Origin of the sequence: Arsukibacterium indicum, from assembly GCF_019100565.1 — a bacterium.
Lineage (GTDB): Bacteria > Pseudomonadota > Gammaproteobacteria > Enterobacterales > Alteromonadaceae > Alishewanella > Alishewanella indicum.
In genome coordinates this window covers 235,156-255,271 of the sequence record NZ_JAHRID010000001.1, presented here as the reverse complement: position 1 = coordinate 255,271, position 20,116 = coordinate 235,156, and the positions used below count along the sequence as shown (strand labels likewise).

Genomic DNA, 20,116 nt, shown 5'->3' with positions numbered 1-20,116 from the left:
CTATTTCTTCCTTGAGCGTCGTCGGGTAAAAAGCGTTATCAGCATTGCCAGCAGTAACAATGCCAGCAGCAGCTCGTAGAAAAATAAAGTCCACAACATGTATTTCAGCCGCTGCATATTGTTAATCATATGCAGGTTATCAGGTTCTGCTATCGCCATTAGTTGCGGGAACTGACCACTGATAACCGCCACCAGTTGCTCCAGATGCGGTGACACTTTGGCTGCCAGTTTAATTAATGGTTGTTTGTCGTAACTGATATTATTGTTGGCCCACCACAGGTAAAACTGATGCCGGCCATTATAGTAATAATCCAGCGCCTGAGCGTCGCTTTTAAAACCGAAGGTTTGATCGGATAACCTGACCAGCGTGATCTGACTGCGATCAGCAATCAGTTGTTGTTTAAATTCCAGTACTGACATTGGTTGTTGCTGCTGATCTACCGGATAAAAGCCATTAAACACATCCAGCATAATCCAGCGCCTGGCTTGCTGATCCCATATTTCATTAATGGCATGGCCGTGGCCGCCAAAACCATCAAATGCCAGCGCCCACTCCCGTACCGGGATATTGAGTGCATGGCCAAATACGTTAATAATTTCGGTATAGTCGGCACAATAGCCACGCTGCTGCTGTATTCCGGCCAGGGTGGTACTGATATCGGCCGAAATAGCGCCGCCACGCCGGCGTTTATCCAGATTTAATACTGCGGCCTGGCGTAGCATTAGTGTCAGCGGGTCTTCTGCCTCAGGCGGCGTGATAATGACCCGGGCAATGGCGTCCGGCAGTACTGCGTTTTCCTGCTTAAAAGATGGCGGAAACTGGTCACCCGGCCACTGGCTCTGCTCAACAGTGATAACATTAAACACCATGGCATTGCGTAGCCGCACCAGCTCAGTACCGGAGTGAAAGTTGCTGACCAGTAAAATAACCGGCAGTACCATCATCGCGGCTATTACCAGAGCACTGCGCCAGCTGATGAGCCTCTTCACCAGCATAATCCGATATAACGGCTTCGAACGTCAGTTATTTGTTTCAGGTGCACCAGATCAACCAGAATGTGTTCCGGGGTAAGGCCGGCTAAAACCTGTTCCACAATATGTTTATCATTTAACCCCAGCACTATGACTTTATTGTTGGCTAACAGCTGGTCGATGTCGCTGGTCATTAACTCGCCAATGTGCGGAATAGATTCCTCAATAAAGCGCTTATTGGCGCCCAGCAGACGTGACAGGTTAACTTCGGGGTCGAAAATACTTAAATGCATGCCTTTGCCGATAAGATGCTCGGCCAGGTCTACCAGCGGGCTTTCCCGTAAGTCGTCGGTGCCTGATTTGAAGCTGAGGCCAATCATGCCGATATCGCGTGAGCCCAGGCTCAGAATTTTTTTGTATGCCTGCTGTAAATGCACCTGATTAGACGATAACACATTGGATAGCATAGGAATTTCAATATCAGCTTGCTTAGCAACATATTGCATGGCCCTTAAATCTTTCGGCAGGCAAGAGCCGCCAAAGGCAAAGCCAGGTTTTAAATATGCAGCTGAAATATTAAGCTGTTTATCAGCACAGACTAAATCCATTACTTTAAACGGATCGACAGTTAAACCTTCACATAACCGGGCAACTTCGTTGGCGAAGGTGATTTTCAGGGCGTGAAAAATATTACAGAAATATTTTACCGTTTCAGCTGTTTTGACATCAGTACGGTGGTACTGACCCGGTAAATGGCCAAACAGCCGCTGCATTTGCTGGTGGGCTGCTTCGTTATTGGCACCGACAATAGTAAAAGGCGGATTATCGTAATCTTTAATTGAACTGCCTTCGCGCAAAAACTCCGGCTGAAAACAGATATCAAAATCAACGCCATCCTGCTTGCCGGAATGTTGCTCTAATAAACTTTTTAAGCTGCCTTCTACCGTGCCGGGTAACAGGGTGGAGCGAAATACAATGGTATGCCGCTGAGTTTTAACTGCCAGCGCTTTGCCAAGTTGCTCAGCTAAGCGCAGAACGGCCGTTTGATCCTGGCTGCCATTTGCCTGCGACGGGGTGCCGACACAAATAAATGACACTTCGCTGTTATCAATGGCGTGTTGCACATCCTGTGATACGCTGACCCGGCCGCTGGCCGCCATGTTAGCCATCAGCTCCGGCATACCTTCTTCAATAACCGGTGACTGGCCGCTTTTTATCAGGTCCAGTTTTACCGGATCAATATCGACCCCGATAACGTTATGACCATCACGTGCCAGACAAGCCAGAGAAACGGCGCCGACATACCCTAAACCAAAAATACTGATATTCATATTTGCACTTCCCTTTGTGTCAGCTGCTTTTCCTGATACAAGTTTATACATTGTTGCACGATGCTGTCTAATTGCTGCATTGACAGGTGCCACTGATGATGCGTTAGCATTCGTTGCCGGCCTGCTTCAGCCAGTTGTAGCCGGTAAGAGGCATTGCGCATCAGTTTCACCAGCGCATTGGCATACTCTACCGGTTTGTCAGCAATTAAAAAATGTTGATTGGCAATAGCGTCAATACCGCCGGCAGCCTGACTGCTGCTGACTACCGGCACGCCCATTGCCATCGCTTCCAGAATTTTGTTCTGGGTGCCTCTGGCAATATTAAGCGGCGCTACCATGGCAGCAGTATTGATAATATAAGGTCTGACATCAGGCACCGAACCGGTAACAATTACCCCGGGCAGGTTGGCCAGGGCCCGGATAGCGGCGCTGGGTTCAGCCCCGACGATATAAAGTTTAACGTCAGGTATTTGTTCGCGAATAAGCGGCAGGGTTTGCCGGCAAAATTGCAGCATGGCTTCCTGATTGGGGTAGTAATCCATCCGGCCAATAAACGAGATACTATGGTGCTCATACTGGGCCGTACCTGGCGTAAAATAACCGGTATCAACGCCATTGGGAAACCAGGCCGTCGGAACCCGGGTATCGTAGCTTTGCAGGGTTGCCAGCTCGGCTTTAGTGGTACAGCTGCATAAGTCGAACTTTCCGGCCAGACGCTTTTCGGCCCGCAGCATTTTTTGCCCTTCCAGCAAATACCCCAGACTAAGCGGAAAAGGTTTAAAGGCGCGGTATGCCAGCCACTTCTGCGAGTCCATATCACCAAAATCCAGCAGTTTTGGGGTGTCTTTAACGTGGCTGACATACTGGGCAACAGATGAGCAATGAACAAATATCAGATCGAACTTATGCTCTTTCAGTAAACCCTGAATATGGTTTTGCAGATCCTGACTGAAAAAATAGCCCATCGAGGAGGGCGTAAGCAGCGGCAGACGCAGGATCATTCTGGCAAACTGCACCGGCTCTTTTACCACTGCAGCATAATAATGATGGCAGTGCTCTTTAATGCCCTCACCATCTGCTGCTTCTGCCGGATTGCGCGCCAGCGACGCGACATAAACCTGATGACCCTGCTCGCTGAAATGGCGGATCATATTAAATGGCCTGATTTTGCCGCCGCGTTTTGGTGGAAACGGAAAACGATGACAGACATAAAGTATTTTCATAGCGACATCCTGATTGTCTCTGATATTTGACCGGCACTTTGTTTGTCTAAATATAACCGGCACCAGATCTCCAGATTCATTAGCGCAAGTAAGTGATCGGTATGATCTTCCTGCTGGCTGAAATGCTGATTTAGCGTTTGTTCAATAAGTGGCCAGTTCAGTAAGCCACGGCTTTCAATGGTTTCACGATTAACAAACAACCGCAACATGGCGGCCAGTTCCTGTTTCAGCCAGGCGCCAAGTGGTGCGCCAAAGCCGCGCTTAGGTCTGTCCAGAATGCTGCCAGGTAAAATGTCACTCAGTGATTCTTTTAACAAATGCTTTAAGCGGCCATTTTTCATGGTTAAGTTTTGCGGGATTCTGACCGCCAGTTCCACCAGCTTATGATCCAGAAAGGGCACCCGGCATTCCAGTGAGGTTGCCATGGTCATTTTGTCGGTAAGCAGCAATAAATCGTCTGGTAACTGGCTTTGCCGGTCAGTATCAAACATGCGCCACAACCCTTGCTGCGCGTTACTTAGCTGGTAATGCTGTTTTATGGTGCTCAGTGGTATCTCACTGTCTAACAGTTGCTCTGCCTGCTGTTGGCTGAACACCTGCATATAGCGCTGATACCGCTCAGCATCGTCCAGCTCGGCCGACTGAATAAATGCTTTGGTCAGCCGCAATGTATTAAGCAGTTTCGAGTGGCGGTCACTTGGTAACTTGCCTGCCAGAGGCAGCAGCAGTTTTTGCCGTAGCCAGCCAGGCAGACGCCGGTACTTTTGCAGATAATGTTCACCCAGGTAGCGCCGGTAGCCTCCGAACAGCTCATCCCCGCCAACGCCGGATAAAATAACGGTAACATCTTTATGGGCAAATTCTGATACCAGATAGGTGGTAATAAAGGCGCTGTCGGCAACAGGTTCATCCATATGCCACAACAACTTTGGCAGCAGACTGACCACATCGGGCTTAACCAGTATTTCCCGGTGTTCAGTTCCAAATTGCTCGGCCACTGCACGGGCATAGGGTAATTCATTGTAAAAGCTGGCCGCATCGCCGGTATCAAAACCTATGGCGTAGGTTTGTACCGGGCCTTTGCTGTGTTTTGACATCAGCGCAACCACGGCACTGGAATCGACACCACCGGACAAAAAAGCACCAATAGGGACATCACTGACCATTTGCATCGCTACTGAGCTTTCCAGCTGGTTACGAATTTTACGGGCCCAGCTTTGCTCGCTAAGTTGCTCGGTCTGGCTGAAATCAGGCTGCCAGTACTGATGTTGTTGCATGCCCTGATCATTGACCAGCAGATAACTGGCAACTTCCAGTTTCTGAATGCCTTTAAACATCGAGTAGGGGGCGGGGACATAACCTAACTGCAGATACTGCTCCAGCGCTTGCGGACAAACTGCAGCTTCAATGCCGGGCAAGGCAAGAATGGCCTTACTTTCAGTGGAAAAGGCCAGGTAGCCATCTTGCTGGCTCAGATATAGTGGTTTAATACCCAGCCTGTCCCGTGCCAGCAGCAGTTGCTGCCGGTTATTATCCCACAGTGCAAAAGCAAACATACCATTTAAATGCTGCAGGCAGTCGACACCGTATTGCTGATAAAGCGCCAGAATAACTTCAACATCTGACTGGGTTTTAAAAGTGTAGTGCTCTGCCAGCTGTGCCCGCAGCTCGCGGTAATTGTATATTTCACCGTTGCAAACCAGCACCAGGCTGCCATCGTCATTGCTGATAGGCTGCTGGCCACCTGCTAGATCGATAACTGATAAGCGACGCATGCCCAGCGCAACATTGTTGTTAAGATAACTGCCACTGTCATCGGGGCCACGATGGGCGGTAATATCACCCATCATATCCAGCCACTTAGCGGGAAATTGTTGTGGTCGTTTTAAGGCAACAACGCCGTGAATACCACACATAATTACTGTCCTAACTGCTGGCGATAAAACTGGGAAAACATCAGCAGGGTCCACAATGCTGAACTGTGATCACGTTTACCGCTAACATGCTGCTGATACAACTGTTGAATGTAATGCTGATTAAACAAGCCCGAATCGGCCAGCGCTTCAGATTGCAATGCCTGTTGCAGGGTTTGTTTCAGCGGGCCGCGAAACCAGCCGGCCAGTGGCACGGCAAAGCCCATTTTTTTACGGTACAGAATATCATGTGGCAAATGCGGTTCCAGTGCCTGTTTAAAGGCGGCTTTACCTTCGTTGCCACGGATATTCATGGCACTGGGCAAGCGTGTGGCCCATTCCACATATTTATGATCCAGCAGCGGTACCCTTACTTCCAGAGAATGGGCCATACTGGCCCGGTCTACTTTGGTCAAAATATCGCCCACCAGATAGGTTTTCATATCAAGGTACTGTACTAACTTTAACGGATCATCGGTATTGGCATTGGCGGCGTGGCGCTTAAACACTTCTACCGATTGATAGCCACCGAGTTTTTGCTTAAGTTTTGGCGAAAATAATGCGGCTCTGGCATCAGAGCGCATAATTGACATGGTATTGCAGTAGCCGGACACCGCATTCATGGCCAGTGACTGAAAAGTGGTTTTTGCTCTTAAAAAGCGGGGCGCCCAGTCCAGTTTCGGATAAAGGTTACCCAGTGTACCGAACAGCGGCTGCCGGATAGCCTGCGGCATAATGCCACGCATTTTTTCTTCATGCAGCTGATAGCGGTAACGCCGGTAGCCGCCAAACAGCTCGTCGCCACCGTCGCCGGACAACGCAACGGTAACGTGTTTACGGGCCAGCTGACATACCCGGTATGTTGGCATAGCAGAACTGTCAGCGTAAGGTTCATCGTACAGCGCGGCTAATTTATCAATCAGTGAAAAATCATCACGATCGACCATGCCGCTGCGATGATTGGTCTGATATTGTCTGGCAACCTGAGTGGCATAGTCACTTTCATCAAATTGCTGGTCGTCAAAGCCTATTGAGCAGGTGTTTACTGCTTTGTCTTGTTGTAATTGCGCCATCAGGGCCACGATGGCGCTGGAGTCGACGCCACCAGACAAGAAAGCTCCCAGCGGAACTTCGGCAATCAGCCGGATATCAACCGCTTCTTTTAAGCGATCGAGCAGTTCAGATTTCACTTCCTGCTCGGTTAACACGGCCTGACTGAAATCGATATCCCAGTACTGAGTTTGTTTCAGGGCGGTGGGGCTGCTTTTATCTGCAAGCAGGGTTTTATCTATCAGCAGATAGTGGCCCGGGTTCATTTTAAAGGCATTGGCGTAAATAGTATGCGGCTCGGGAATGTAGCCAAAGGTAAAGTAGTCTTCTATGCCTTGATAATAAAGCTCTTTATTAAACTGAGGATGAGTAGTAAGCACTTTTAATTCAGAGCCGAACAACAACTGACCATCTGGCAGCAAACTGTAGAACAGTGGTTTGATCCCCATTCTGTCGCGGGCCATAAACAATTGTTGTTTGTTGCGATCCCAGATAGCGAAAGCAAACATGCCGCGAAAATGCTGAACACAATCTACGCCCCATTCTTCCCAGGCATGAACAATGGTTTCAGTATCGCCATGGGTGGAAAACACATGGCCACGGGCTTTAAGCTCTGTTGTCAGTTCAGCAAAATTATATATTTCACCATTAAAAACTACTGCCACATCGCCGGTTTCGTTAAACAGTGGCTGATGGCTGCCGGCAATATCAATAATAGATAAGCGGCGATGTGCCAGACCAATCCCGGCCTCAAAATGATAGCCATCGTCGTCCGGGCCGCGGTGTGACTGCGACGTATTCATCTGCTTTAATACGCTTTGGTTAACCTCAGTGGTGTTGTTTAGCTGTAAAATTCCGGCAATACCGCACATCTGTTTAACCTTCCTGTTGTTTACTACCGTCCAGATATAAGCGCCTGTATGCGGCCACCATAATATCAAGACTAAATTTCTGCCCGGCTGCAGCTCTGGCATTGAGCCCCAGTTGCTGCAGTGTCGTTGGTGATTGCTGGCATTGCAGCAGCAACTGCTGCAACTGTGATTTATTGTTGCTGTCAAACAACCAGCCGGTCTGCATGTTACTGGCCGCTGCAACCTCTACCAGTTCAGCGTTGCCGCCGACATTACTGGCGATAACGGGCAAGCCACAGGCCATGGCTTCTAAAATAGTATTAGAAATGCCTTCGGCCAGCGATGGCAGCACAAAAACCGATAGTTGCGGCAAAATAGTGGCAACGTCGCTGCGATCGCCCGGTAACCAGCATTGCTGATGTAAACCCACTGATGCCAGTAGCTGTTGCAATTGTGGCCGGGTTGGGCCATCGCCGATAATAACCAGGGCGGTGTGTTGTTTAAAGCTGGCGTCTTGCTGGCACTGAGCAATATAGGCCGCTACCAGTAACTGCTGATTTTTAACATCTGCAATCCGGCCGACTGCACCAAAAATAACCCGGTTTGAGGTTGCCAGCGCTTCGGGCAATGGGTTTGACTGACTGGCATCAGGTTTAAAACGGCCGGTATCGACGCCGTTACAAATTTTGGTAAGCCGGGACGAGGGCACCGCCACTGCTTTTCGCAGATAATTGCAGCCTTCCTCAGACAAACAAACGTAATGGTGAATGATTGATTTAAATACGCGTTTTAACAGGCGGTATTTTTTATTCTGGCCAGCCAGATCTGTTAAATCCCAGCCGTGTTCACCATGGATCCGAAATGGCACCCTGGCCAGCATAGCCGGAAATTGATATTCCATTGCCGCCAGATTGCGGCTGTGACAAATGTCGGGTTTTAGCTGGCGCAACAATTTAAAACAGTGCCAGAATGATGCTAAATCATGACCGGGACGCTTATTAAGAGAATATATTTGCACATTTTCGCGGTTGATCCGGGAGAAAAAAACCGGATCGTAATCAGTCAGGCAGACGATGCTGTGCCGAAACTCAGCCGGGTCCAGTTGGTTAATTAAATTAACCACCCCATTTTCCAGCCCTCCGGTGCGAAAACTCCACAACAAATGGCAAATATGAACGGTCATGGCTGCTGTACCTGTTTAGCCAGACCCGCTTCCACGTTGTTATTGGAATTGGCAGCGACAAGTAGCTCGAATCGTTTGGTTAATTCATCTTTCAGGATTTTGCTGGCGTTGTCCGGATTGTCATCATAGTAAACGCTTAGCGCGTAAAAACTGCCATGCTGACTAAAATGTAATACTTTGCCCAGCGCCTGCATTGCAGTGATGAGATAAGGATCGGCTGACCAGAAATCCCCGCTGCCATACCAGTACCACAGCAGCCTTTTCTGGCCGTTTGCTGCCCGCAAATCAACCTGCTGCAAGCTAAGACGCTGTGAACCGAATTGTAGTTGAAGCCGCTGGCTGCTGGCCGGTGTCCAGTTGCTCTGATAAGGTTGGTTGTGCCAGCTAACCAGTTTTTTATCGTCGATATGTTGATAAAAAGCGGTATAAAACCAAACGTTATTGTCATTGCGTGGCCAGATACCTGCCAATTGCGCGGAGCTGTCAGTAAATTGTGGTAATGCATGAGAGTCAGCCGCAGGTGACAGGCTTTGCGCAAGTTGCTGAGTGTTGAATGCAGGTTGCTGAGACAGTGGCGGTAGCAGCAGGCTTAGCAACAGCGGCAGTAACATAATCCCGGCACCGCTGAGCGGCAGCGCAGGTGATACCGGTTCAATTAAGGCTGTGCCGGTTATTGCTTGCTGCTGTTTTTTATCTGCAAAAAAACCACCGACAAAAAACATAATAAAAATAACAATACCAAAGAACAGCCAGCCGTAAATTAAATGGTCTACCCCGACGGCGTGTTTCATATCAGTCAGTGAGGCGATTAATACGATGCCATAAGCCCGCAAGCCGTTGGCAATGATAGGCACAATGATGGCTGCCAAGCAAAATATCAGTTGTTTAACTCTGCTGCTGTAGGTCAGATAGGCGTAAAGCATACCAAGGGCCACAGAAGCAATTAAATAGCGGATACCAGAGCAGGCTTCTGCCACAAGAAATAAGCCAGTAGGTGTGGACAAATACAGGCCGTCCCGATAAACCGGGATCTGGCTGATTTGTAGTGCAGCGACGGTGATGTCTGCAGTGATGTCTTGTAACCAGGGCACCAGATTTTCGCCCATTGGCACGGCAAATAGCAGATACAGCAATGGAAACCGTAAAAGCTTAAATAATTGCCAGCCACAACATAGCCAGACTAACACCGGTAGCATTAACACGACGGCCAGTTGACTGACCACATTAACGGCCACAGCGTTTGCAAAATACCAGCCAACCACCAGCGCCAGTAAAAACAGTAAGGCCAGGTAAGCCGGTCGCAGTGGGGTAGTGGCTATCAGTTGACGTTTACGCCAGATTAAATACAGGCTGATTGGGAAAATCAGGATGCCATGGGCATAAGTGTCAGATCGCAACCAGATTGCAACCATAGACCAGATTGTCTGGGAGAAACACAGCAGCCAGACCAGCAGTAATAACGTCAGTGAAATCGCGTACGAGCGCGCCGGGTTTACAAGTTGAGGTTTACTGAGTTTATTCATCATATCAGCCGAGGTACCGCGAAAGCTTTGGGCCCAACCACTGGCTCACTGTTAATGGGAGCTTTTGCCATAACTTAATAAATAACTGATATTTAGGATTATTAGGGCTTAGGTTGGGCAAAGCACTGGCATTAATTAACTGATACTGATAATGCAGTTCTTCCGGCACCATTCCCCAGTGCTTTTTATAACTGTAAGCGCCGGAATCAAGTTTGCTGCGGCCAAAATCATAACTGTTGCAGTCGCGATCGGCCCGGGCATGGCACATTAGCTGATAGTACATATAATCGTTACTTTTCAGTTCTCGTGCCTCACTGACTCCACCACCGTAGTAGGGCAGAACTTGCTGCTTGTAATAAAAACTAAGCACACTCGATACCGCTTTGCCGTCTTTACGAACAGTCAGGATCTCAGCATCAGCACCAAAGACTTTGCGCAGTGACTGAAAATAAGCCTTACTAAACACCGGCGTGCCGAGATTTCTGACACTTTGGGAATATGTCTGGTAAAAGCAATCCAGGCCATCGTCCAGGCTAAAATTAAGCTGCTGATTCAGCGATTGCCGGATCACTGCCCGTTGTTTCTTTTTAACGCTTGCCAGAATTTCTGCGTCAGTGTCGGCCAGCGAACATTGAAAAGTGGCATGCTGAATACGGGTAGTTAACTGATTGTTTTGTGGCTGGCGGTAGCGCAGTTCAAGATGGTCGACTCCCAGCTCTTTTGCCAGAGTGATTGCGCTTTGCTCAAGCAGTCGTTTAACGTCGTCTGTGCCCAGTGCGCCGCCATATACACAGAATGGAGTAGAAACCAGTGCGTCGCCAAATAAGCGGCTTTTAACTCTGGCAAGTGGCAGTACCCCAACAATTTGCTGATCAAGCGTGGCATAAAGGTAAAATCCCTGATGACCAAGATCTGCCAGCACCTGCTGCCAGCCTGCCAGATGAAAAAAGCTGCCATCAGTACTGTTTTTTACAAATCTGTCCCACTCTGTAATGCGCGGGTCTCCCAGCGCTAAGCCCGAAACCTGATACATGCTAATCCTTAGCTTTGAAAATAAGGTTGGTACACTTCGTTCACTGAACGCCAGTTAAAATCCTGCAGCAGACACCCTATTTTTGCTTCCATTTTGCTTAAATTAACATAATGACGAAAACGAGATTTCAGCGGTGCATCTGTTATTCTGGGTTGTTCCGGGTCGATCTCCCACGGATGGCAGTAAAACATATACGGAATATCTTTTTGCTGTACATAACGCGAAATAAAGTGACGGCTTAGCCAGTAGGGTAGCAAGCGGAAATAGCCGCCGCCTGCTATCGGCAGCTGCCGGCCAGCCATAGACAGCACAGGCATTGGGCATTCCCAGATGCCCTCAGTTCGCAGATAAGGTTGCTGTGGCCAGTCAGGCGTGCCATACAAATCATGTACTACCGGATAAGTACTGGAGCTATACAGATAGCCCGCTTGTTTCAGGGAGGTAAATGCCCATTCATTAGTTTTACCGATAGAGAAACTGGGAGCCCGATAGCCGTTGACAGCATTACCGGTTAAATCTTCCAGCAGGCTTTTGGCACGGCTGACATCCTGCAGAAATTCTTCCGGTGTCTGGCTGGTGGCTTTACTATGGTTATAACCGTGGCTGGCGACTTCATGGCCCCGTTGCTGGATGTCACGAACCAGCGCAGGAAAGCGCTCTGCCACCCAACCCAGCATAAAAAATGTCGCTTTTGCCTGATGCGTATCAAAAAGGTCAAGCAGCCGGGTGGTATTCTTTTCAACTCTGGCCGGCAGGCTATCCCAGTCAGCAGGCGTAATGTTGCGCTCAAAAGCGGCAACATGAAAATAATCTTCAACATCCACAGTCAGGGCACTGAACACGGAACTACGTTTGTTCATGCTTATTAGCGCCCCTTGCCGAATAAGACAATTTCTACGGTACGGATAAGAATCATCAGATCCAGTAATAAACTGCGATGTTTAATATAGTACAGGTCAAATTTTAGTTTTTCCTGAGCATCCTCTGCAGTAGCACCATATGGATACTTAAGTTGCGCCCAACCAGTCAAGCCTGGTTTAACATTATGGCGCTGGCTGTAATAAGGAATATCTTTCGCCAGTTCGTTAACGAATTCCGGCCGCTCGGGGCGTGGGCCAACAAATCCCATCTCGCCTTTTAACACATTCATCAGTTGCGGCAACTCGTCAATCCGGTACTTACGGATATATTTGCCAACCCGGGTAACGCGGTCGTCATCTAAACTTGCCCAGCGGGCACCATTTTTCTCGGCGTCTGGCTTCATGCTCCGGAATTTAAGAATGTAGAAAGGCTTGCCATCAAAGCCAACCCTGACCTGCCGGTAAAACACTGATGCGCCGGTTTTACGGCCATCTTCAAGGTAGATAAGCAGGGCGGTAATCAACATAATTGGCCAGGTGACAAGCAACATAAGTAGCGCCAGCACCAGGTTCAATTTGTAATCGAGATTAGTTTTAAAACGTTGATTCAGATCCAGACCGTTGCCATAAATTATCCAGCTTGGATAAATTAAATTGACTGCAATCTGGCCGGTTTCACGTTCAATAAAATCAAGTATTTCAATAACCTCAATGCCGCGGCTTTTACACTTAAACAAGTCTTCAACCGGAAGCATATTGCGGCGTTCGTCGCAGGCAATGACTAATTGGTCAATACCGTGGTCGATAGCATACTGAAACAGGTTTTCTTTATAATCAAAGGTGACCAGTTTCTCTTCTGGTATGCTGGCGCACTTGTCACCATCGATATGCGCAAAACCTACCAACTCGAAAAAACGTCTGTCGACATTGCGCCGCATTCTGCGCTCGATAATAGAAGCACGCTCACCGGCACCTAACACTAACACCCGCCGCCGGCTTATCCGGGTTATATCGTTATAGTGAAACAGTGCTCTGAAAGCCGTCAGACTGAACAGTGCAATCAGCGAGGCAATTGCAAGATATAAGCTGCTGATATGCAGCATTGGTAGCAGGTTAAACACAATGCCTTCCAGCAGCAAAGCGCTGAACAACAGGGTTATCAGCACCCTTTTAATAATACCGCCATGGCTTTCTCTTAATTTCTGGTCATACAGACCGACTGACAGCGCGCACAGCATTACCGCTGCAGCAAACAATGCTGCGTTTATTAACCGGTAATCGAGAGAGATGTGAGGGTTGAGTGAGTTATAAATATAACTGGCAACTAAACTTGACAAACATAACAGCGAAACTTCGCTAATCAGGAACAGCTTGTCAGCGATGGTACTCTTTCCGTGTCGGCGATACGTGCCCATAACGACTTCCTTGTGCATCTGTTGCTTGTGCAGACATTCCGGCTACTGCACTGTGGGCTATAATTTAGCCTAATTATCCGGCTTTTTCTAGTGCATGATATAAATTAAATTTTCAAAAAATGCAGCACAAGAGTAAAGTTTTGCGTTATATTAATCCCGCAGCAAACAAAAGGACGCGTTTTTATGATTGCAAACCGACTCTTAGCGGCACTGGTAATGGTGCTGGTAATACTAAGTACTATCACCGCTTGTTCCAGCAAGCGTCAACTCCCCCGCGCTACTGTGCAGGAATCTCTCACTACTACGGTTTCAGATTATCAGTATCTGGTTGGCCCCAATGACGTTCTGTCGATTTTCGTCTGGCGTAATCCGGAGCTGTCGGGTAGTTTTATCGTCCGGCCAGATGGCAAAATTTCAACTTCCCTGGTTGAGGATGTACCGGTCAGTGGTAAAACACCGACTCAGGTTGCCCGCGATATGGAAGAAATTTTGGGTAAGTACATTCGTGACCCGGTTGTTACTGTTTCTGTTACCAATTTTGTTGGCCCTTACAGTGAGCAGGTCCGGGTAATTGGTGAAGCGACCAATCCGCAAGCCGTAAGTTATCGTGAATATATGACGGTGCTGGACCTGATGATAGCCGTTGGTGGATTAACTGAATTTGCCGATGGCAACGGCGCTAAACTGGTTCGAACCAGCAATGGAGGCCAGGTAACCTACAATCTTAGACTGGATGACTTAATTCGGGATGGCAATATCAGCGCTAACGTAGATATTCTGCCCGGTGACATTGTGATTATCCCTGAAGCATGGTTTTAGTAGCTAGTCTGCTGGCTGTAATGGATATGTTGTTCACGGAGGATAAATGAAAGAGTTGCAACAGGCGATAGAGCTGGTTCATACCTATTTGCAGGGGATCTGGCTGCGCCGTCGTTATATTGTTATTACCGCCTGGCTGATATGTCCTGTAGGCTGGTTTTATGTTTACAGTTTGCCGCCAACCTACGAAGCCAACGCCAGGCTTTTTGTCGAAACCCGCACTTTTCTTGAACCTCTGTTACGCGGCCTTGCGCTTAGAAGTAATACCGATCAGGAAATACAACTAATGGCCCGGACGCTGTTAAGCAGGCCGAATCTGGAAAAGATTGCCAGAGCCACTGATTTGGATATTCAGGCAAAAGACGAGAAGCAATTTGAAGCTTTAATCGACTCTTTGCAAAAGAATATTAAAGTGTCCGGCTCTGGTCGGGAAAATATTTACGTCATCTCATACAGTAACCCGGTACCGCAAAAGGCATTAAGTGTGGTGCAGGAAACGTTAAATACCTTCGTCGAGAACCGGCTGGGTTCAAGCCGGGCCGATTCACAGGCAGCCGAGAGCTTTCTGAATAGCGAAATTGCAGAATATGAAAACCGGCTGGTTGAAGCTGAATTGCGTTTGTCTGATTTTAAAAAGAACCGGATGGCGATGCTGCAGGGGAACGAGAGTGATTACTACAGCCAGTTAAACCAGCAAAAACGCCAGCTTGAAGCAGCAAGACTGGAACTTCGTGAGCAGGAAACCCGGCTGGCATCGGCCAGGAGCCAGTTAACGGGTGAAGAACCCGTGTTTGGGGTTATGCCATTCGCCGGTGGTGGTGGTGGTGTACCTACTCAGTATGATGAGCGGATCCGCTCGTTATCCTCTCAATTGGATAGCTTAATGATCCGTTATACTGAAAATCATCCGGATGTTCAGGAGACAAAGCGCCTGCTTGAGCGTTTGAAAGCGCAACGCGAAGAAGAGTTGCAGCTTGTAGCCAATAGCTCGCCAGAAGGTCGCAGTTCAGGTGGTTTTAATCAGAATCCTGTTTATCAGGAGTTAAGAATTAACGTTGCCCGGCTTGAAACTGAAGTTGCGTCAACCCGGGTCCGCGTGCAGGAATATGCAGACAGAGTGGACGATCTGGAGAGTAAGTTGAACCTTATTCCGGAAATTGAAGCGGAATTTACTGGTTTAAACCGTGATTATCAGATCACTAAGTCAAAATATGAAGCGTTGCTGGGTAAGCGGGAGCAGGCTGAATTGTCTCGCCGGGCTGAAGCCACTGAGCAGGATGTTCAGTTTAATATTATTGAGCCGCCGCGGGTGCCGTTAACCCCGTCAGGACCGCCACGAGGCTTGTACTATACCGCGGTATTGTTCCTTGGTGTGGCAGCAGGTGTGGCTATGGCTTTTTTACGCAGCCTGATTTCACCCGTGTTATCCCGCGCTTCGCAACTGCAAAGTATTTCTAACTTGCCGGTATTTGGCGTGGTCTCTCATACTGAGAAAGGCGCAATTTTAAAACAGGTCCGGCTTCATTTTGTCTATTTTACTGCGTTAAGCGGTGCTTTGGTGTTGTGTTACTTAGCTCTATTGAGTAATGAGATGCTGTTTGGCCGGTCAGCTGAGTTGTTGTTAAGGGTAATCCGATGAGTACTATTGAAAAAGCAGTGACTAAGTTAAATCGAGATAACACTGGCCGCACCGATAGCAGCACACAGCAGAATGCCGCAGGCCTTGAGGCTGAGCACAATGATATGTTGCACTCTGGTTCAGATAATGCGGGTAACCGGGATGGCTCATCTCATAGTGTGCAGCTTGATTTGGCCAGGCTCGAAAAAAACAATTTTGTTTCATTGTCAAAAGAGCGGCGGCTGATTAACGAAGAGTATCGGGTTATAAAGCGTAAACTTATTAACAATGCGTTTGGGGTGCTGAGTAAAACATTGCAGCATCCTAACCTGATCCTGGTTAGCAGCTCCAGGCCCGGTGAGGGCAAAACGTTTTCGGCTATCAATCTGGCGTTGAGTATTGCCTTAGAGCAGGACAAAACAGTACTGCTGGTTGATGCCGATGTATTACGGCCGAATGTTAGTAAGACACTGAATATAAGCCATAGTTTGGGCTTGACAGATTATTTACAGTCTACCGATGTGACGGTGCCTGATATTCTGCTGAGTACAAATGTGGAGCGGTTGAAAATTATTACTGCGGGCTCACCTCATCACTTGTCTACAGAATTGCTAGCCAGCGAGCGCATGGCGCAACTGGTTAATGAGTTTGCCACCCGTTACTCTGACCGGATTGTTATTTTTGATGCGCCTCCGTTGCTGGGCGTTAACGAAACAGCTGTGATGGCGGCAATGTGTGGCCAGGCAGTTGTGGTAGTGGAAGAAAATCGTACCCGGCTGGCTGAAATTGAGCAGTCAGTATCGTTGCTGCCAGAAGAAATGGCAGTGGGTTTTCTGATTAATAAAGCACACCGGAACCAGGGAAAAGGTTATGGGTATGGCTATTACTATGGCGCAAGTTAAGCCACGCTATGCATTAATTGCCTCTGGGGTAATAATATCAGCAGCGGCATTGACGGCGGGGCCGGTCGTAGCGGTGGAAACACAGATCTCGCCGCAAATACGCACCAGTACTTATGCGTATCAGATTGACGAGTTTGGCACGGACGGTACTGATGATGGGGTAGCGGTAGTGATATCGCCGTCCATCGCTTTATCCCTGACTTCTAAAGTATTACAAACCCGTTTTAGCTGGCAACATGAGTCGTTATTTTACGAAGACAGCCAACGTGAAAACAGAAGTTATGATGAATTTGACTTTAATAATATTCTGTCGTTGTTTGACGATCGTCTGACATGGGGCGTAAATGCCCGCAATAGTTATCAGGTGCGTAACACCCGAAGTGGTATTTTTAACGACAAAATTACCGCTGGCGGCGATTTAAGCGAAGTAACCTCTTATGGTAGTTTTTTAAATCTGGCTACCGCCCGCTATAGTGATTTGGATGCAGCGCTGAGACTGGAATATAACCATAGCGAATATGACCAGCCTGATAATGATGATGGCTTACCCGCGTTTGACAATGACAGTTATCGTGCCGGCTTGTTACTGGCCAGCCGTGATCGCTCCAGTACCATGTTCTGGCGACTTGAAGGCGCAGTTGGTAAAACCCAGCGTCAGCAACTTCGTGATTATAATAACAGGGTAGCTCAGGCGATATTTGGGGTGCCGCTCTCTTCGCGACTGTCATTAATTGGCCGTGGCAGTTACGAATACACCGATAACAATAACTTTTACCAGAATGAGTTTTCGTCATACGGCGCTGGACTTGAGCTGAAATTAGGTCGGGTATCGTGGGTAAATGTTTCGGTTAACCGTTCTACCACCGAGCGTTTTGAAGAAGAAGATGAAGAAAATACGTACTGGGCAACGGAATTTTATCTGGCACCCAGCCGACGTACTTCGATTGAAGGAGCATATGATCGCCGCTATTTTGGCCGGACGGCAAATGTTGCAGGCCAATACAACATCCGGGCGTTAACTGTACGCCTGAATGTTACCGATACAGTGCAAACACAGACATCACTGGACCGTGAATTAACTGACTTAGGTATTTTTGTGTGCCCGGAAGGCGCTGTTGAAGTTACTGACTGTTTCCGGCCACCTAATGCAAATTATACTCCGCAGCCTGGGGAGTCTTATCAGCAGGTTTTTGATGTTGGTCTTGAGCTTGATCAGGAGTTAGTGCTCAGACGCTCTGCCAGTTTTGCCCTTGGTTATACTAAAAGGCGTTTGTCTGTTAATTTGCTGCTGAATGCGACTGATATTGAGTATGTGGAACGTAATCAGGAGCAGACAAGTTTGAGCGTGAGTTTACGCACTGGCTGGCGTTTTTCAGAGCGAAGCAGTGTTAATGCTTCGTTGCGGGTTTACCAGATTGATTACCAGTTTGCCAACCGCAAAGACGATAACATTCTGATGAGTGTCGGCTACGATATGACCTTGTCCGAGCACTCGGAGTTGTCGCTGTCGCTGCGCAGAACAGAGCGCAACTCCAGCATTGATAGCTTTACAGCTAGTGAAAACCGGGCATGGCTAACGTATATTTATAATTTTTAAATTTTTAGAAGTTAGCCAACCCTGTTTTTCTTCTGGTGTTAGTTGTCTTTCTGCTGAGTATCTAACAGCTGTTTTTGCTTTTTAAGCAGCTGATCAAGTTCTTTGGCCAGTTTCACTTTTTGTTCTAATGAATTGTCGAGTAGTGCACTAAGCTCTGTCAGCACTTCCTGCTCAGGCATGGTTTCTGCAGTGATTCTAGCTTTTGATTCTGGCGTTGGCACCACCTGATTAGCGACCTCTTGCGACAGTTCACTGATAACGGCCTGCACATCTTGTTGGCCAATGCTGGTAAGGTCTTCCAGATAGCCGTATAGCATAACCCGGTCCATTAATAAGTTGATTTTCCTTGGAATACCACGGCTAAATTGCTGAATATGCGGATAACAGGCATCTTCAATTAATCCTGCTCTGGCGCCTGCCTGATTAAGCCGGAATTCAATGTAGGCACGTGTTTCGTCCGTTTGCAATGCCGTCAGGTTAGACGATGCGATAATGCGTTGACGAAACTGTTCCATGTTAGGGGCCTGAATAATCGGGTTTAACTCGTTCTGGCCTAATAAGAAACTTTGGAGCAAAGGTTTACCATTTACCTGAAAGTTTGACAGCATTCTTAACTCTTCAATGGATTCTAACGGCAGGTTCTGTGCTTCATCGACCAGCAGCAGGGCGCGCCGGTGTTGCGCATGCAGGCGCTTTAAATAGCTGTAGATAGCATCGAGATAGCTGGCTTTATTATGCTCGGTCACTACCAGGTTAAAACTTGATGCAATCATCCGGATTAAATCGTCAGGTGCCAGCTTGGATGTGACAATCTGCTTGGCAATTATTTCATCCTGATTAAGCTGATTAAGTAACTGATTTGCAATGGTGGTTTTACCTGTGCCAACATCACCAGTGATGACTATAAAGCCCTCGCCCTGGGTTAAACCATATTGAAGATAAGCAAGAGCACGTTTGTGCAGCTTGCTGGCGAAAAACCAGTTAGGATTTGGTGTAAGCTGAAAAGGGCGTTCTTTTAATCCGTAGTAGGATTCGTACATTGTAATATCCTTATTCGTAAATGAGCGAGTACCTGACCGCTGAACGTTAGCCCGGCATACTGCTCAGCAGATGCACTATTATTGCAGTGTATACAAAATTGTGTTTAAAAACGATAACTGTGCCAGGTTTTATGGTATTTACCGGCTGATTTGGGAAAGAGTTTTTGCTGGAAGTGGCAGGGCCCTGAGAAGGGTAAGTTATTGGAAAATCAGCAGGCAGGCCGGATTTTCGATGGAATTTTCAGCAGGAAGTTTAAAAAATGGCCGAACAACATTATGGCCTGAAAAAACTGTTGACACATTTACAGTGTCACCCTAGAATGCGCCCCGTGTTCAGCGATAACGTTACGACAGAATTGCTGAGTATTAAGTGTGGGGCTATAGCTCAGCTGGGAGAGCGCTTGCATGGCATGCAAGAGGTCAGCGGTTCGATCCCGCTTAGCTCCACCAAGATTTCCAGTGCGTCCCCTTCGTCTAGAGGCCTAGGACACCGCCCTTTCACGGCGGTAACAGGGGTTCGAATCCCCTAGGGGACGCCACTTAAATCTGCACACTTTGACTGAATACAGCGTCCCCTTCGTCTAGAGGCCTAGGACACCGCCCTTTCACGGCGGTAACAGGGGTTCGAATCCCCTAGGGGACGCCACTTAAATCTGCACACTTTGACTGAATACAGCGTCCCCTTCGTCTAGAGGCCTAGGACACCGCCCTTTCACGGCGGTAACAGGGGTTCGAATCCCCTAGGGGACGCCATCTGGTTTCAATTGACTCCCTCTATAGTTCTTA

General features: G+C 48.0%; 15 protein-coding genes and 4 tRNA genes. 8 read left to right on the top strand and 11 right to left on the bottom strand.

Annotated features, from left to right (window positions below; all coding sequences use genetic code 11):
- From KQY15_RS01145 to KQY15_RS01100, 10 genes are read right to left on the bottom strand one after another with little or no spacing between them, the layout of a single operon-like run.
- Complete coding sequence (locus tag KQY15_RS01145) at positions 1-990, bottom strand: hypothetical protein (RefSeq protein WP_217666557.1); 990 nt, start codon at positions 988-990, stop codon at positions 1-3.
- Complete coding sequence (locus KQY15_RS01140; protein WP_217666556.1) at positions 987-2,303, bottom strand: nucleotide sugar dehydrogenase; 1,317 nt, start codon at positions 2,301-2,303, stop codon at positions 987-989. Before KQY15_RS01140 ends, KQY15_RS01145 begins: the two co-directional genes overlap by 4 nt.
- Positions 2,300-3,526, bottom strand: coding sequence for a TIGR03087 family PEP-CTERM/XrtA system glycosyltransferase (locus KQY15_RS01135; RefSeq protein WP_217666555.1), 1,227 nt, complete (start codon positions 3,524-3,526; stop codon positions 2,300-2,302). Before KQY15_RS01135 ends, KQY15_RS01140 begins: the two co-directional genes overlap by 4 nt.
- The gene (asnB, locus tag KQY15_RS01130; protein ID WP_217666554.1) at positions 3,523-5,442 is read right to left on the bottom strand and encodes an asparagine synthase (glutamine-hydrolyzing); all 1,920 of its coding nucleotides are present in this window, start codon (positions 5,440-5,442) and stop codon (positions 3,523-3,525) included. The genes KQY15_RS01135 and asnB overlap by 4 nt, the downstream gene beginning before the upstream one ends.
- A 2-nt stretch (positions 5,443-5,444) precedes the next feature.
- Positions 5,445-7,361, bottom strand: coding sequence for an XrtA/PEP-CTERM system amidotransferase (locus KQY15_RS01125; RefSeq protein ID WP_217666553.1), 1,917 nt, complete (start codon positions 7,359-7,361; stop codon positions 5,445-5,447).
- Positions 7,362-7,365: 4 nt separating this feature from the next.
- On the bottom strand, positions 7,366-8,523 hold the full coding sequence (locus tag KQY15_RS01120; protein WP_217666552.1) for a TIGR03088 family PEP-CTERM/XrtA system glycosyltransferase: 1,158 nt from the start codon (positions 8,521-8,523) through the stop codon (positions 7,366-7,368).
- Positions 8,520-10,049: an exosortase A gene (xrtA, locus tag KQY15_RS01115; protein ID WP_254795382.1), complete on the bottom strand. Its 1,530-nt coding sequence runs from the start codon at positions 10,047-10,049 to the stop codon at positions 8,520-8,522. Before xrtA ends, KQY15_RS01120 begins: the two co-directional genes overlap by 4 nt.
- Before the next feature lies 1 nt (position 10,050).
- A complete protein-coding gene (locus KQY15_RS01110) occupies positions 10,051-11,079 on the bottom strand; it encodes a FemAB family XrtA/PEP-CTERM system-associated protein (RefSeq protein WP_217666551.1) in 1,029 nt (342 codons plus the stop codon).
- An 8-nt stretch (positions 11,080-11,087) separates the two neighbouring features.
- The gene (locus KQY15_RS01105; protein ID WP_217666550.1) at positions 11,088-11,939 is read right to left on the bottom strand and encodes an XrtA system polysaccharide deacetylase; all 852 of its coding nucleotides are present in this window, start codon (positions 11,937-11,939) and stop codon (positions 11,088-11,090) included.
- A 5-nt stretch (positions 11,940-11,944) separates the two neighbouring features.
- A complete protein-coding gene (locus KQY15_RS01100) occupies positions 11,945-13,354 on the bottom strand; it encodes a TIGR03013 family XrtA/PEP-CTERM system glycosyltransferase (protein WP_217666549.1) in 1,410 nt (469 codons plus the stop codon).
- A gap of 183 nt (positions 13,355-13,537) precedes the next feature.
- Here KQY15_RS01100 and KQY15_RS01095 point away from each other — a divergent pair, with 183 nt between their 5' ends.
- Genes KQY15_RS01095 through KQY15_RS01080 form a run of 4 tightly spaced genes read left to right on the top strand, consistent with a single transcriptional unit; the run spans position 13,538 to position 18,290 of the window.
- Positions 13,538-14,173 carry an XrtA/PEP-CTERM system exopolysaccharide export protein gene (locus KQY15_RS01095; RefSeq protein WP_217666548.1) on the top strand — a complete coding sequence of 212 codons (636 nt, stop codon included), beginning with the start codon at positions 13,538-13,540 and terminating at the stop codon, positions 14,171-14,173.
- A gap of 46 nt (positions 14,174-14,219) precedes the next feature.
- A complete protein-coding gene (locus KQY15_RS01090; RefSeq protein ID WP_217666547.1) occupies positions 14,220-15,812 on the top strand; it encodes an XrtA system polysaccharide chain length determinant in 1,593 nt (530 codons plus the stop codon).
- Positions 15,809-16,693 (top strand): XrtA-associated tyrosine autokinase, encoded by an 885-nt coding sequence (locus tag KQY15_RS01085; protein WP_217666546.1) that lies wholly within the window; start codon positions 15,809-15,811, stop codon positions 16,691-16,693. The genes KQY15_RS01090 and KQY15_RS01085 overlap by 4 nt, the downstream gene beginning before the upstream one ends.
- Positions 16,668-18,290 (top strand): TIGR03016 family PEP-CTERM system-associated outer membrane protein, encoded by a 1,623-nt coding sequence (locus KQY15_RS01080; protein ID WP_217666545.1) that lies wholly within the window; start codon positions 16,668-16,670, stop codon positions 18,288-18,290. Before KQY15_RS01085 ends, KQY15_RS01080 begins: the two co-directional genes overlap by 26 nt.
- Positions 18,291-18,328: 38 nt before the next feature.
- On the opposite strand, the gene KQY15_RS01075 is transcribed toward KQY15_RS01080, so the two are convergent.
- A complete protein-coding gene (locus KQY15_RS01075) occupies positions 18,329-19,330 on the bottom strand; it encodes an XrtA/PEP-CTERM system-associated ATPase (RefSeq protein ID WP_217666544.1) in 1,002 nt (333 codons plus the stop codon).
- A 374-nt stretch (positions 19,331-19,704) separates the two neighbouring features.
- On the opposite strand from KQY15_RS01075, the gene KQY15_RS01070 reads away from it, so the two are divergent.
- The 4 genes from KQY15_RS01070 (at position 19,705) to KQY15_RS01055 (ending at position 20,083) form a co-directional block, all read left to right on the top strand.
- Positions 19,705-19,780: transfer RNA gene (locus KQY15_RS01070), tRNA-Ala, on the top strand.
- 13 nt (positions 19,781-19,793) lie between these two features.
- Positions 19,794-19,869, top strand: a tRNA-Glu gene (locus KQY15_RS01065).
- Between the two features lie 31 nt (positions 19,870-19,900).
- Positions 19,901-19,976, top strand: a tRNA-Glu gene (locus KQY15_RS01060).
- Between the two features lie 31 nt (positions 19,977-20,007).
- A tRNA-Glu gene (locus tag KQY15_RS01055) sits at positions 20,008-20,083 on the top strand.
- Positions 20,084-20,116 lie beyond the last annotated feature (33 nt).